12 protein-coding genes and 1 tRNA gene are annotated in these 15,002 nt (G+C 35.4%); 7 read left to right on the top strand and 6 right to left on the bottom strand.

Going from position 1 to position 15,002, the window contains the following annotated elements; all coding sequences use genetic code 11:
• Positions 1-259: 259 nt before the first annotated feature.
• Positions 260-6,133, bottom strand: coding sequence for an alpha-2-macroglobulin family protein (locus tag BMX24_RS04195; RefSeq protein WP_089790807.1), 5,874 nt, complete (start codon positions 6,131-6,133; stop codon positions 260-262).
• Between the two features lie 18 nt (positions 6,134-6,151).
• On the opposite strand from BMX24_RS04195, the gene BMX24_RS04190 reads away from it, so the two are divergent.
• Genes BMX24_RS04190 through BMX24_RS04175 form a run of 4 tightly spaced genes read left to right on the top strand, consistent with a single transcriptional unit; the run spans position 6,152 to position 8,938 of the window.
• On the top strand, positions 6,152-6,907 hold the full coding sequence (locus BMX24_RS04190) for a UbiA prenyltransferase family protein (RefSeq protein ID WP_089790806.1): 756 nt from the start codon (positions 6,152-6,154) through the stop codon (positions 6,905-6,907).
• A 3-nt stretch (positions 6,908-6,910) separates the two neighbouring features.
• The gene (gene recF / locus BMX24_RS04185) at positions 6,911-8,014 is read left to right on the top strand and encodes a DNA replication/repair protein RecF (protein ID WP_089790805.1); all 1,104 of its coding nucleotides are present in this window, start codon (positions 6,911-6,913) and stop codon (positions 8,012-8,014) included.
• A gap of 56 nt (positions 8,015-8,070) precedes the next feature.
• Positions 8,071-8,583 carry a four helix bundle protein gene (locus BMX24_RS04180; RefSeq protein ID WP_228404676.1) on the top strand — a complete coding sequence of 171 codons (513 nt, stop codon included), beginning with the start codon at positions 8,071-8,073 and terminating at the stop codon, positions 8,581-8,583.
• A 58-nt stretch (positions 8,584-8,641) separates the two neighbouring features.
• Positions 8,642-8,938 carry a hypothetical protein gene (locus tag BMX24_RS04175; protein ID WP_089792734.1) on the top strand — a complete coding sequence of 99 codons (297 nt, stop codon included), beginning with the start codon at positions 8,642-8,644 and terminating at the stop codon, positions 8,936-8,938.
• On the opposite strand, the gene BMX24_RS04170 is transcribed toward BMX24_RS04175, so the two are convergent.
• The 3 genes from BMX24_RS04170 to BMX24_RS04160 are packed head-to-tail and all read right to left on the bottom strand — an operon-like array spanning position 8,916 to position 12,694.
• The gene (locus BMX24_RS04170; protein WP_089790804.1) at positions 8,916-10,946 is read right to left on the bottom strand and encodes a recombinase; all 2,031 of its coding nucleotides are present in this window, start codon (positions 10,944-10,946) and stop codon (positions 8,916-8,918) included. The two genes, BMX24_RS04175 and BMX24_RS04170, sit on opposite strands and share 23 nt — an antisense overlap.
• A gap of 13 nt (positions 10,947-10,959) precedes the next feature.
• The gene (gene mtgA, locus BMX24_RS04165; protein ID WP_089790803.1) at positions 10,960-11,604 is read right to left on the bottom strand and encodes a monofunctional biosynthetic peptidoglycan transglycosylase; all 645 of its coding nucleotides are present in this window, start codon (positions 11,602-11,604) and stop codon (positions 10,960-10,962) included.
• 43 nt (positions 11,605-11,647) lie between these two features.
• A complete protein-coding gene (locus BMX24_RS04160; protein ID WP_089790802.1) occupies positions 11,648-12,694 on the bottom strand; it encodes an ABC transporter substrate-binding protein in 1,047 nt (348 codons plus the stop codon).
• A 47-nt stretch (positions 12,695-12,741) separates the two neighbouring features.
• Here BMX24_RS04160 and BMX24_RS04155 point away from each other — a divergent pair.
• Positions 12,742-12,815 (top strand) — tRNA-Arg (locus BMX24_RS04155).
• Here the strand turns inward: BMX24_RS04155 and BMX24_RS04150 are convergent.
• Positions 12,781-13,104, bottom strand: a complete 324-nt coding sequence (locus tag BMX24_RS04150) for a hypothetical protein (RefSeq protein ID WP_089790801.1) — start codon at positions 13,102-13,104, stop codon at positions 12,781-12,783. The two genes, BMX24_RS04155 and BMX24_RS04150, sit on opposite strands and share 35 nt — an antisense overlap.
• 178 nt (positions 13,105-13,282) lie before the next feature.
• On the opposite strand from BMX24_RS04150, the gene BMX24_RS04145 reads away from it, so the two are divergent.
• Both BMX24_RS04145 and BMX24_RS04140 read left to right on the top strand, forming a co-directional pair.
• Positions 13,283-13,861 (top strand): TetR/AcrR family transcriptional regulator, encoded by a 579-nt coding sequence (locus BMX24_RS04145; RefSeq protein WP_170835652.1) that lies wholly within the window; start codon positions 13,283-13,285, stop codon positions 13,859-13,861.
• An 81-nt stretch (positions 13,862-13,942) separates the two neighbouring features.
• Entirely contained in the window at positions 13,943-14,731 is a 789-nt protein-coding gene (locus tag BMX24_RS04140) for an SDR family oxidoreductase (RefSeq protein ID WP_089790799.1), read from the top strand.
• A gap of 94 nt (positions 14,732-14,825) precedes the next feature.
• On the opposite strand, the gene BMX24_RS21130 is transcribed toward BMX24_RS04140, so the two are convergent.
• The gene (locus BMX24_RS21130) at positions 14,826-15,002 is read right to left on the bottom strand and encodes a hypothetical protein (protein WP_170835651.1); all 177 of its coding nucleotides are present in this window, start codon (positions 15,000-15,002) and stop codon (positions 14,826-14,828) included.

Below are 15,002 nucleotides of genomic sequence, written 5' to 3'. Positions count from 1 at the left end.
CTATCATTTGCTGAACAGAGTGCCTTTGCGAACAAAAAAACAATAAACATGATCCTATTAATCTTTGTGATCGCCGCGTTAAAACTTGACTTCTTAGTAAGAAAATCCGAGATTGGAAATCTACTCAAAATAATTTTTTTTAATAAAATAAATATCCTAAACTAGAACTTTTTTAAACTTTTAGTTAAATAAAAAACTCCCCAAATTTGAGGAGTTTTATTTATCTATTTTCTGTAAATTTCACTTTTCTGATTTGAAATTATTCCGCGATCTGAACATTAGATCCTTTTGTATGGGCATTCATTTGCGGTGCATAATAATTTTGTATCGTAGTGATCCCGTTTGAGAACTTTCCGGAAGCATTGGCAATGTAATCATATTCAAACACGTATTTTCCTTTCGGCATCGATTGAATATAAAAATTGGTGGATGCATCTTTGGTAGACTGATAATATCCTAAATTATTTTTCCACTGATACCCCGACAATACATCTACCGGCTCAAAACCTGCAGCCCGCATGTCTTTGATATGGATAAATTCCATTGGGCGGTCTGTATTCAGGATCATTCTTACGGTTACTTTATCCCCGATTTTTAATGGCGTTTCCGGAGAGATTTTCTGCAATTCTTCCCCATTTACCGTTTTTATTTTTTTGTATAATTCTTTGGTGACGGAGATGTAATTTTCAGAAGATTTTATCTTGTCCAAATCCTCATAATACTGCCAGAACAATCCACCCTGCACGATTCCCGGGCCAGGTTTTGTTACCGTAACCGTTGCCAGATTTTTATCCACAACATCAGTTTTCATGGTAGATTTTACATAACCTGTCGCCTGAGTCTGCGGCTGCAGTTCTTTTCCGCCCCAAACGATGGTCGCTTTATTGCTTTCAGCGCTTGTCCATGATTTTCCAGAATTAAGGATAGTAAAAATCACTTCCGAAGTTCCTCTCGAACTTCCCCAGGAATTCACCTCTTTCTGCGTGATCAGCCAGATTTTCATGTCTTCAATGAACTTCTGGTCGTTTGGTTTCAATTTGTTGAAAGCTTCCAAAGCTCCCGCCTGATTCACTACTTTTGAACTGAACCAGCCCCAGTCATCAAGGTTCTGTTTCCAGTAAACACCCTGAGTTTTTGTATCTGTGGAGGTTTCTTTTAAATAATTCATTAATTTATCCGAAACATCTTTCAGTCCGTAATCGCTCATCAACAAAGCGGCGCGGTGCAATCCGAAGAATGTGAAATCCGTTAGTTTTGCGGTTTTGGCTTTCTGTTTTACTAAAGTTTTCAGGGTTGCGCCTTTTCCTTTCAGAGGATATTCTTTTTCCCAGTAATTTCTTGTATCGAGATAATCCAATGTCCAATTGGTCCAGACGTTTTCTTTTTTCACATCCCAATATTTATTAACTTCATTATCAACATATTGAATCAGGTTTTTCACCAATTCTTTTTGTCCCGGACTTTGATAATCTTTAACATTATCTTTTAACCAGGAATTGATTTTTCCTAAATTTTTAAGGAGATAAAGCGACGTCGAATACGAGCTCGGGTATCCTTGATACCAAGAGAAACCACCATCCGGATTCTGCAGCTTCCTGAAGTCTTCCCAATCGCTTTGCATGGCATTACGCATGGTATTTGTATCGAATAAAAGCGAAAGTTTCGCCATTTGTTCCTGTTCGTTTTTACTTTCCAACACCCAAGGTGTTTCTTCCAATAAAAGCTGTTTCAGCTCCTGATTTTTCTCAAGATTTGAATTTAATAAACCTTTGTTTTGATATTCTTCAAAAACCGTTTTCATTTTCGGGTTGGCCTTAAAAATTTCTGAAGCCAAAACATCGGCAAACCATTTATTAAAGATTACATCCGCCGAATTATTCTGATCATTTTTAAGGCTCGGAAGCGCAAACATGATTTCCCAGATCGGGTTGGTCGTCAGTTCTAATGTATTAGCCACATTTGAAATGGTTGTAGAATTTGCATTTTTAAGGTTATCTAAAACAAAAGTCTTTGTCTCACCTTCTTTCACGAAAACCGGAAGCGCATCCGTCACCAGCATTCGGTTCGGAAGTACGGCAACGGCCTGCTGTTCGCCATCAGAGTAATTTCCGGCTTTTGCCACGACTTTTAAAATGATGGATGAAACATTATTCGGAACTTTTAATTTCCATGTTAAAGCCGAATTTCCGTTTTCATTGATGTCAAAGTTCTGAGTCGCTGAATTTAAACCAAATTTCGTCGAAATATCCTCGTTGGTGAAAGCATCCAATATTTGTAAACTTGCAGAACCGTTTAATTTTTTACTCGTTAAATTCGACAGTTTCGACTGAAGATTCAATTCATCACCTTCTCTTAAAAATCTCGGATAATTGGGGGTAACCGAAAATTCTTTCTGCGTTACCACTTCTTTTTCCAATGTGGCTGCTCTAGCGTCTTTTGTGTGTGCCAGGAACATTAATTTCCACTTTGTAAGGGCTTCCGGAGAGGTGAATTCGAAGCTTACATTTCCTTCTGAATCTGTTTTTAGATCAGGATAGAAAAATGCTGTTTCGGTGAGATTCTGACGAACAGGAACTTTTTCCAATTCTTGCGCATCTTCATCAAGTCCGCCTTCGGCATCTGCAACATTAGAATTTGTTACAGCCATTTCTTTTTTCGCTTTGTATCCTGTCACAACAACTTCTTCAAGGTTCTGACTTACTGCACTATCCGCCATAGCAACTGGAGCTGCAGGAGCTGGATTTGCCACCCCACGAATTTTAATACCCGCCGCTTTTCCCTGCAACATCATCAACCCGTTTCTGTCGAACCAATTAAATTGTGGAACTTCTACATAATTTCCATCGAAATATTTTATTCTTTTCTGATAATATTCTGTTAAAAGATTTTGTCTCACATCATACATCGTGATGGATGAATAAGGAAGGTACAGATTTTCCCATGTGAAATTGTTGGCTGCAAACTGATCCAGAGACATATCGTACATATTTGCCAAGACTTCTGCATTGATTTTCTCTTTCTCGCTTCCCAAAACTTTTACCGACCATTTTTCCTTTGAATTTGGTTCAAGTTTATCTCTGAACGTAATGGTTTCAATTTTTAAAGGCTGTTCGATATTTTTAATTTTTACATTAATGGTTTCCGTCTGAATGTCATTATAAGCAACCAACTGAAACTGAAGGTTAAGTGCAGTAACTGCTTTATCTTTCGGAATATCAACCATATATTCCAAAACACCGTTTTTGAACTTCTGAACTTCCGAAATGGTTTTTCCCGAGCCATCCTGTACAAAAACATTCACCAAGGCATCAGAAATTGCAGAATAGACATAAACTTTTGCTCTTTCCCCTCTTGAAAACTCATTTTTAGGCTGTAAAGCGGTAAGGAAAGTTTTCTGGTTTGGCTTTAAGGAATTTTTGTCCCAAACACTGAAATACTGAGCCGTTTTGATCGTGTCTTTTCCTTCAAAATTATAAAGCTCAAGCTGATAATCTCCGGCTTCCAGTTTGCCCAGATCAAGAGATTCTTCACTTTTCTGTGCTCCATTTACAATAACAGAAGAGGTTTTCCAGTTTTTAATTTCATCATTTTTGTCGTAAAAATCATGTGGAAATTTGCTTACAAATTCCTCTTTTGAGAATTTCGGCAGATCCTGAACAGCCTGTTTAAAATTATTTCTGAAAATTCTATCCGGAGCTTGAAGTCTTGATAATTTTACCTGATATGGTTTTTTAAGATTTTGTTCGTTGTAGTTTTTGGTTTCAACTTTTACTTTTACATTTTCATCGGAAAAAGCATCTTTAATTTCATCCGCTTTGATGTAATGGGAAACCGACGCTACTTTCAGCTGTGTGTCTGCAGATTGAGTTTCCCCGTTGATGTCTGTTACGGAAGCATTGATTTCATAATTATCAATCTGAATGCCGTCCAGTTTTTCATCTTTTTTAAGTTCCAGACGAATGACAAACTCTCCTTTCTCGTTGGTTTGCGTTTCTCCCAAAATAGAATTTTCGTTGTCATCATCCTGCGGATACCACCAGAAATATTTCCAGCGGATATTATGTTTTTTAATCTCGTAGCTTACCTTTGTATTACTTAGAGCAACTCCGGAAAACATCATGGCTTTTCCTTTCAGCTCAATGGTTTGTCCATATTTATATTCACTTTTTATAGGTTCAAAAGTCACTTCAAATTTTGGTCTTTTGTACTCTTCTACCCTAAAATTTTTGTATTGTTCCTGTTCTCCATCTGTTTTTAAAACGAACATTCCGTTCAGTTTTCCTTTTGGCAGAATAAAGCTTCCGTGATAAGATCCGAACTCGTTGGTTGTAAAATTCTGGGACGACACTTCCTGTCCGTTGGCATCCATCAAAGTAATTTTTTGCTTCAATCCTGAATTGACAGATTCAATCTCTTTGTTGATTTTTGTATTAATTACTTTAAAATAAACCGTTTGACCAGGTCTGTAAATCGCTCTGTCGATGAAAATCTGAGCTTTTGACCGTGATTTTTCGTTGAGATCATAATCAGTATCGTAATCATCACCATACACCTGCATGATTTGGAAATCGTTGGATTTAGGCTGCTGAATCAGGAAAGTTCTGTAATATTCCTTATTAGATGTCGCTGGAAATTTGAAAACTCCTTTATCATTTGTTTTACCATCGGTCTTGTTCAAAGTTGTATTGGCCACAAATTCATAAAAGGTAATATTTTCATTAATGACAGGTTTTCCGTTTTCGCTATTCACCAATTTCAGTTCATTATCAGAATATTTTCTATCACCTTTAGACTGATAAATGATTTTATTATTAGAAACAAAGAAATAGAAGTTTTGATTTTTTTCATTATTTCCTTCATTCACCAGATATTCAACCATATAAATTCCTGACGGAAGCGGTTTTATTTCCAAAGAAGTTTTATGAAGCTGATAATCTTTAGGATCTGAAAGCTGATACGTTTCTTTTCTCACAAGATTTTTTTTCACCTTTCCAAATATATCCGCGTAAGAGTTTCTCGAATATTGTAAGAAAGACTTAATATCTTCTTTTACTTCATAAATATTTAAAGAAAATTCCGAAAGATTTTTATATTCTGCCACAAAGTGAATCGGCAAATTGCCTTGGGTCTGCTGCTCGTATTTTATATTTAAAGAAGACAATTTGATCTGTTCTTCTTTATTTTTAATATTCTCAATAAAAGGAGATTTCGGATATTGGCTTTTTGCCTGAGCTGCGATTTCCAATGCCTCTTTTTCCTTCTTTTTACCTGTAAGCTCATTCATGACATCTTCCATGATGAGTACTTTGTAATCCCCTTCTACATTAGATTTCACAAGATTTTTAAGCTGGTCTAATTTATCTTTGCATTGACTAAAATTACAGTTTTCCTGCAGTTTCTGATGCATAAAATACAACTTCGGATTCCCGCTGTTCTGTGCAATTAATTCATCAAAAATACTATTGATCTGTTTTTGATTTTCCGTTAATTCATTTTTTGTAAAAATTCCGTTGTTTGATAGGAAATCAACTTTTTTAAGATCGTACCAATCTGCCAAAGTCGGGAAAAACGAAATATCTTTTGTATTGCTAAAAAGCTCCTGATATTTTGCCAGAGAAACCTTTTTCATTTCACCTTTCCGTTGATCGAGCTCCTTGAAACTTTGGGTAAGATAATTTTTAAAATCAAGTTTGCTCCACGTTTCAATTTGCGAAACATCCTGAGAATTCAGATTGGTTCGCCCATTGATTTTCCATAAATTCCGATTGTAATAATCCATGAAAAAGCCATTAAGCAAAACCTCATACACGATTTTCTCTTCACCCTTCAATTGTTTTTCCACTCCTTGCAATTTGCTGAAAAACTGGGATGCAGAATTGTTTTCTTCATCATCTCTGGTCTGATTCACAATGCTGAATTCTGCCTTCAGAGACTGGATAAGCTGTAAAGTGTTATTTTCTTTCATCGCTTGCTTTTGTATGTCTAAAATGATAGGAAGATTAGATTTATAAGCTCCTTTTTGAGAATTCTCTGCTACTTTCTTCCATTGTTCGTCATAATATTTCTGGGCAAAAACAGCTGAAAAATTCAGCAGCAGAAGCAAAACCACAAAAATCTTGGAAAATCTTTTCATATGTGTTATTTTTGATAAATGAATTTCTTAAAAATACTGAAAAAATCCGTTATCGACAGCCAATTTTACGTATCCTTAATGGGAACTCTTTTCGCAGTATTTTTCATGGAGGAGCAAAACACGTTCCGTTTTCCCACAGTAGTCCTAATTTTTATCACTTATTTCAGCGGTTACCTTTATACGAAATATCAATATACCAGACATTTCTTTAAAATTTTAATCTTAAATGTAATTACAGGTGTAATTTCTGCAGTTCTGATTATTCATAATCATAATGAAGTTCGTTTGATCAAATGGTTTATCATTGTTTTTTTAGGATTGCTTTACAACAGTTTTTTTCTTGAAGTTTATATCCGGAAAATCCCTTTCCTGAAGGTATTTTATGTAGGATTGATCTGGGCTTTGGTCAATTGCTGGCTTACCCTGCCTGAGTTCAGCTTTCCAATATTTTTTATCAGCTTTTTTTTCATAACAGCTCTGGTTCTGCCTTTTGATATCCGCGATATGAAGAGCGATACCGTGGAAACTTTCCCAAAATTAGTAGGTGTTCAAAACACAAAATATATTGCTTATCTAATGGTTTTTGTGAGTAATATTCTATCAATCTTCTATTTGGATTTAAATTATTCTATAGCATTTTTTCTAGCAGGAATTATCACTTATATTTTAATTTACTTCTCTGAAAATGAGAAAAATGACGCCTATTTTTCATTCGGAGTAGAAACCTGTTCTGCACTTCCCTTTTTATTTTTACTAATAATGAAGTATTTTTGACGAATGATAATTAAGAAGCTTTCCCTGTACAATTTCAAAAACCATTCTGAAAAAAAATTCGAATTTTCGCCACAAATCAATTGTTTTGTGGGAAATAACGGCGTGGGAAAGACCAATATTCTGGATGCTCTTCATTATTTATCTGTAGGGAAAAGTTTTTTGGGAAATACGGATATTAACAATATTAAAGCTGACGAAGATTTTTTTACCATTGACGCGGAAGTTCAGAACGAGGAAAGTGAAGATATTATCAAGATTTCCCAGCCGAAAGAAGCAAAAAAAATCATTAAAAAAAACGATAAAAACTATGACAGGCTTGCCGATCATATTGGATATTTACCCAGTGTGATGATTTCTCCGTATGATTCTAATCTGATTTCCGATTCGGGAGAGAGCCGAAGAAAGTTCCTGGATTCCATGATTTCTCAGACCGATTCTGAATATCTTTTTGATTTGATACAGTACCAGAAAACTATTCAGCAGAGAAACGCTTTGTTAAAATATTTCTCTAAAAACAGAATTTGGGATAAAGATTCTTTAGACATTTACGATGATCCGATCACCCGATTTGGAACAAAAATATTCATCAAAAGAAGAAATTTTGTTGAAAAATTAAATCCTATTGTTCAGAATTTTTACCAGATAATTTCCGGCGGAAAAGAAAGCGTTTCTGTAATTTATGAATCTCACTTGTTTGAAGATTTTGACCAAAATCAGCCTGAAAAAAAATTCTATGATCTTTTAAAAGAAAGTCTGGAAAGAGACAGAATGTTGACATACACTTCAAAAGGCATCCACAAAGATGATCTTCTTTTTGAAATGGATTCTGTTTTAATTAAAAAAATCGGTTCACAGGGACAGCAAAAATCTTTTTTAATTTCTCTAAAATTAGCCCAAATGAGTTTAATTAAAGAATTAACAAAAAAAACACCGATTCTCCTATTGGACGATATTTTCGATAAACTTGATGATCACAGGGTTTCTCAATTAATCGAACTAGTGAATCAAGAAAATTTTGGACAGATTTTTATTACCGATACCCACAGAGAACGCACGGAAAGTGTTGTGAAAAAAATTAATGAGGAAAGCATAATTTTTGAGGTATGATGCGGGGTGCGGGATTCGAGTTATGAGATGCGGGGGTGCGAAAATAGGGCTTTAAGGTGATAGGTGCGGGATTCGAGATGCAAGAATCGGGATTCGAGGATGAAGATTTCGGAGTTGGGATTTCGAGATTTGATAATAGTAATGAAGAATGGACTATGAATTTTAGATATAATTTAGATACATATACTACACAAATGAGTTACAAAAATTTAGACATTTACAAAATTTCTTTTAATTTGTTTTTAAAAGCACACAAGGCTTCTTTCTTGCTCCCAAAATATGAATTGTTTGAGCTGGGAAGTCAGCTGAGAAGGTCATCAGATTCTGTTATTACCAATATTGTAGAAGGATATGGTAGATCAGTTTATAAAAATGATTACATTCGTTTTCTGGTTTTCAGTCATGCAAGTAATGATGAAACTATCAACCATTTAGATAAAATTATAGCATTATATCCTGAATTTTCAGCTGAGTTCGGAATTTTAAAACAAGAATATGATTTATTAGGTGGAAAAATCAATAATTATAAAAAATGGGTAAAAGAAAATTGGATTGAAAATAAACCTTGATTTTTTTACACGAACTAACAAACCCGAATCGCGAAACCCGAAACCCGGAACTCAATTTATGAAAAAGAATAAAAAACGTGAATTCCAATCGTCTGAACTTGTAAAATCTTTTGCAAGGATTCATGGTTTTGAGCATAAACTCATAGCTTTCGAAATTAAAGATTTCCTTGAAGAATATCTTGATGAAAGTCTTTTCTGTGAAATTAAAAGTGTAAATATTGAAGAGCAAACAGTTATTATTAAAATCAATTCTCCTTTATTAAAGCATGATTTCCAGATGCGTAAAAGTTTTTTTCTGAAAAAGTTTCAGGACAAATTTGGTGCTGAAAAATTTAATGATCTTCAGATTTTGTAGGAATCGTACTGCTCATAAGATCGTCCGCTTTTTTGTCTAATCTTGAACGTAACGGAAAGAAAAATTTAAACGGGTGCTTTATAAAATACCTGAAAATTTCTTTATAAATCTCACTTACCTGTCCAAAATTCAACTTTCTTGACCTGAATGCTAAAAACATGGATAAGCTGAAACTCACTAAAAAATTAAAGAATCCGATCAGGAAAACTGTTCCGAAAGAAAGCCAGAAAGTATAAGAATCCACTGAAAAGTCTTTTCCGTACAAGCCGATTGCGAAGTTTCCGGCAGCAAAAGTAATGTGACGGATATCCAGATCCAAGCCAAAGAATAACCCTACAGGCGCTGTTGCCCCCAGAAAAACCCCGAACCAAAAATTGGAGATAATTCCCGGCCAGTTTTTAGCATAATATTTAGATAAACCTTTTGCGAATTTTTTACCAAAAAACCTTCTGATTGATAAATTTTTTGCTATCCGCTCCGGAATCTGATAAAAAACCGAATTATTCCCGATATTTCCTGAAATAATTCCTGAAATAAAAAGATAAAAACCTGCAATACTGGCATGGAGGATCGCTTTAGACTCAAAAGGATTCAGATCTTTTAATAATTTATCTGATCTTTCAACCGCAAGATTCTCCGAAAAAAATACATCCAAACCGTAAATTATTAACAAAGCTACAGGAAAAGCCAGTAAAACATTCCCTATAAAGGCGATAAACTGACTTCTGAATAATTTTGAAACCAAATGCGCAAATTCGGTGTGATTGCTTTTGTTATTTCCTTCGTCGGCAAGAACCTTAGTCATCGTTGCAGCCGTCATCGCCGGCTGTTTTGTCGCCAACGTGAAACCCATAAGATAGATCATGATAAATCCCATCGCATAGTTCATGGAATATAAAAAGGCATGTGAAAAATCACTTCCCGGCACATAACCATACAGCATTTTCAAAACACAGAGAGCCCCCACAATAATCCCACCACCACTGGCTTTGTAGAACATTCTCATATATTCTTTGCGGGTCGAAGTGATGTAATGTGCACCGGTTTCTGCGGTATGATTGGTGATCAAATGTGAGATCAATCTCGTACTATCGTTGATGAGATCTGAGATATTATTTTTGTGTGATTTATAATTTAAAATATTAAAAACCAGATTTTTAGAATTCGTTAAAATATCTTCTTCACGATCGATTACCAACAACTGAACAATCTCATAAATTCTTTGAATCTGTTGACGGATTTTTAAAAGTGACTGATTAATTTTCCCTGAAATACCATATTTAGATGAATTTTTAAAGGAAATATTTACAAATTCCAAACATTGTTCAACATAAATTTTAATCTGTTTGTAACGGCTGTTTTTTGAATCCAGCTGCAGATCGGGATTTCTTTCCAGTTCATCTGCGAGATCTTCCAGTTCGTTCTGCAGTGCCAAAAATGGGTTGTCGAAGTTCCTGTATTCAGGAGCCATTCTTACAACTTCCACTTCCATCGCTGCTCCCGTCACCCGCCAAGAAAGGATATTCATAGAGAAAATCATTTCTTTTTTGATATTGGGATTGATAATAAAATCGGAAATTCCTAAGATTTTAAACAATTCATCAATCTCATTCTCAGGCAGATTATGAAGATATTCAAGATCTTTTCTAGGTCTTACACTCACATTGTCAATCATATACCAAACGGTTTTTTCGTTGACAACAGGTGGTAAAATTTTATTAAGAATCCTTTTTTTAAGTTCGGGAACGAAAGCATTTTCAGACAAAACATTTGCTTCCGTGAGGGAAAGATTAAATGATCTTCCTAGAAAAATATGGTGAAGGTAATATTTAAAATTTTCAGTTAATTCTTTATTATTCTGAAAAAAAAGAAGCACATCTTTAAAATCCGCCCTTTTTACACTGTCCATAAATTCGGCAAATGGCTCCAGAGAAAGGGTTTCATTCCTAAAAGAAAAATATTTTTTAAGAACGGAGTCAAAATTTGTACTGGAAGTAAAGAGTTTCATTAGTACAAAGATACTATTTCAAACTCACATTCCTCATTTGCCTCATGATCCAGTTATGTTTCTTTCTCAAATATGCCGAGGGATTTTTCGGGTCATATTTCTTTGGATTTGGCAATATGGCTGCAATCCAGGCTGCTTCAGAAGTGGTAAGATTCTTGGCAGATTTTCCGAAATAATACTGTGAAGCGGCTTCCACCCCGAAAACGCCCTGTCCCATTTCGATAGAATTCAGGTATCTTTCAAGGATAATATCTTTGCTCCAGACTTTTTCGATAATAAAAGTATAGATCGCTTCAAGCCCTTTTCTGAGCCAGCTTCTGCCCTGCCAAAGGAAAACATTTTTTGCAGTTTGCTGGGAAATTGTACTTCCCCCCCTGATTTTTTTGCCCTTTTCGTTGTGTTTCATTGCCTTTTCGATCGCAGTATAATCGAAGCCATTATGCGAAAAAAACTTCTGGTCTTCGGAGACAATCACGGCTTTTTTTACTTTATCTCCCATTTCGTCATAGGAAATATAGTCTCTCTGCAGCCTTCCGTATTCGAAAAGTCCGCCGATCTGCGTAATGGTAATGGGCGGATTGAAAAATCTTCCCCAAATGATAAATACTACATTCAGGATCAGAAGAATGAATATAATTTGTTTAATTCTTTTCCACATAAACATCGTAAAAGGAATGGCAAAAATAAGGAAATAGTCTGAGTTATTGTAACTCTTTCATGTAAGTTAATTGATAATCCGGTAAAAGCTCAGGATGAAAAATTTTAATATAATCCTTTAAAACAAGGTCGGATCTTATGATTCCGCTTTCGAAAAAATCGTTGGCTTTTGCCCTTTCCCGACCTGTGATGACGTATATTTTACCTTTATTAAAGACATTTAATTTAGCATAAAAAGGATTCATGACCAGCATTTCTTTTTTTGAAACATGATTTCCTGCATTTACCCAATATTGCACAGCGTCTGACTTTGCAAAAACCTCTTCAAAGCTCATGGTAACGGCTTTTTCTTCTGCATTTCCTTTTAAAATATAATGGGCATTGGCATCAGAAATAAAATGGGCTACCGAAGTTTTCCCACCCGGAAGATACCAGATATCTCCGTACATTTCACTTGCCAAAACGGTTGGCTTTTCTTTTGCTTGTAAGGCTAATTGTTTTAATGCGTTATAATTTTTCTCAACTTCCAGATATTGAGTTTCCGCTTCTTTTTCTTTGCCGAAAAGCTTTCCGAAAAGTTTTATATAAGCTGTTTTTTCCAATGGTTTTTGTTCCATGTATTCATCAAGGAAAATCACTTGAATTCCATTGTTTTTCAATAATTGATAGGTATTGTCGAAACTCGCGATATGATTGGTAAAAATGGCATCAGGCTGTAAAGAAATGATTTTTTCAACGTCATATTTCTGTTCATTTCCGACATTTTGAATTTTTCCTTCCTTTAATAAGCTCTGAATTTTTTCAGAATAAATATATTCCGGGCTTGAAACTCCGACCACCAGATTTTCCGCTCCCAATGCTGAAATATATCCGGCCATACTTGCATTAAGCAAAATAATTTTCTTGAACGGAACCTGATTTTGTTTAAAATTATAATTAAAATTTCCCGATTTTAAGTGTAAAACACCATTCTGTTCTTTATATTCAACCAGATTTGAGATGGAAATCGATTCTGCAGATGAATTTTTTGGTTCTCTTTTACAAGAGATTAGCGCGCAGAAGGCAAATAAAAGTAAAATTCTTGATTTCATCTTTCAAAGAAAAGAAAAAAGTGCTATATTTGCAAACCTTTAATGAAGGCCTCGTGGCGCAACTGAATAGCGCATCTGATTACGGCTCAGAAGGTTACAGGTTTGAATCCTGTCGAGGTCACAAGACCGACATTTGAAGATTTCACTCTTTGATGTCGGTTTTTTTTATTTCCTAATCCGTTGTTATACTGGTAGATACATTGAGCCACAATATTCATTTTAGGTGTTTGAAAACTTTTTCCGTCAAATTCAACTTTTTCGGGAAATATCAAACACCCGATCGTTCTTTTTGTCTGAAAATTCCCCTGCTGATAAAGGTTTACAAGGTTTTCCATGGCGTCGAGCATATTTTTTATTTTGTCTTGATGTCGAATTCTTTGCTTTCTGAAACGATCTGCTGAAGCGTTCATATAGACTGACAGTACCGAAGATTATATGCCTTTCAAAGGCAAAGCGTTAGCTGATAATGCTTTAAGCTTGTATGGTAATGCCTGTTAGAAAAGATTCCGGAAAAATAATTATGGAATAAATTTAATTATGAAACGATTGTTTCAGATTTTTTTATACCTTTGCTTCAGAAAGTTACTGATGGCTAGAAATATTGAATTCAATGAAGAAGTGGCAATCCAGAAAGCGATGAACGTTTTTTGGGAGAAAGGCTATTATGCTACTTCCATGCGGGATCTTACGGATGCTATGAAAATCAACAGCAGCAGCCTTTACAATACTATTGGCGACAAACATCAATTGTTTTTGAAGTGTATTGATCATTATATTGAAGTAAAGAAAAAAAATCTGACTGAAAGGATTATTGAGGGCAAATCGCCGCTTCGAATTTTAGAGGATTTCCTACATGATTCTGTTACCGCAATTGCAAATGATTCAAATCCATGTATGGTGGTAAAAACAGCTTTTGAAGTTGCCCAGAAGGATAAAACTGTACAATTGCTGCTTCAGAAGGACACGACGTTTACACATTCCTTTTTAGTTGATCTTATTGAAAAAGCTGTAGCTTCAAAGGAAATGAATATTCACACTACGCCTGCCATTTTAGCCGATTTTCTCATCAGCTCATTTTCAGGTTGGTACGAAATGTACCTCATCAATAAAGATCCCCAGCAGATTAAAAGTATAGCCGGGTACATCATAAAGCAAATCTTGAAATAAAAAATTTTGAACAATTCTGAAACAATCGTTTCATTATTTTAATTAATTCTGAAACAATCATTTTAAAATAAATCATTCAGTATGACAACACAAAAAAACAAATCAGACCTAATGGGTAAAATTGCCTTGGTAACGGGAGGAACAAAAGGAATTGGTTTAGCAATCGCAAACAGACTTGCTGAATCGGGAGCAAAAGTTATTGTCACAGCGCGCCATCAGCCAAAAGAAAATTTGGAACATTATTTTATTGCCTCAGACCTGACAAAAGCTGAAGATGTTTCCAGGCTCACGGAACAAATCACAGAAAAATTTGGAACAGTTGATATCCTGATAGACAATATCGGCGGACTTACAACACCCGGAGGAGGCTTCAGTGCCTTGACGGATAAGCATTGGGAGGACGAGATCCAATTTAACCTTTTGGCCGCCATCCGGTTGGACAGAGCGATCCTTCCCAAAATGATCGATCAGAAAAGCGGCGTAATCATTCATATTTCCACCGGCAGCAGCAAATTACCGATCTGGGATATCAATATGGCCTATGCCGTTTCAAAAGCCGCGTTGAACAGTTACAGCAAAGCCCTTTCTACGGAAGTTGCCCGTCATGGGATTCGCGTACTTACGGTATTGCCGGGAGCAGTTAAAACACCTATGATGGTTGAATTTGTAGAAGGTATTGCAAAATCGGCAGGTATTTCGGTAGAAGAGGCCACTACCGGATTATTCAGTAAAATAGGAGGCGTTCCATTGGAGAGGATGGGCGAGCCTGAAGAGATTGCGGAACTGGTGAATTTCTTGGCATCACCGGCAGCATCTTATATGACGGGATCCACCTACGCAGTTGATGGCGGCAGTACACCAACGGTTTAATTTAAAAAAAATACAACCAATTGAATTACAATTGGTTGTGTTTTTAATGAGCCGACAGTTTGAATTTCAATGTTAACTATCAAACTACTAAGCGTCATATGAATTCATTGATATCAAAATCATTAACCTCGTCTTTCTGCATTACGGAAGAACTGGTATTGGTCTGTGAAGAAAGCGAGTTATCCAATAACTCGGCTATCCTTTGAGAAGAATTCTGTATGGAATTTTTCAACAGACTGAATAATTCGGTTCCATATATTTTCTGAATCAA

This window comes from Chryseobacterium wanjuense (assembly GCF_900111495.1).
GTDB lineage: Bacteria > Bacteroidota > Bacteroidia > Flavobacteriales > Weeksellaceae > Chryseobacterium > Chryseobacterium wanjuense.
This window is presented reverse-complemented; position numbering and strand designations above follow the sequence as displayed.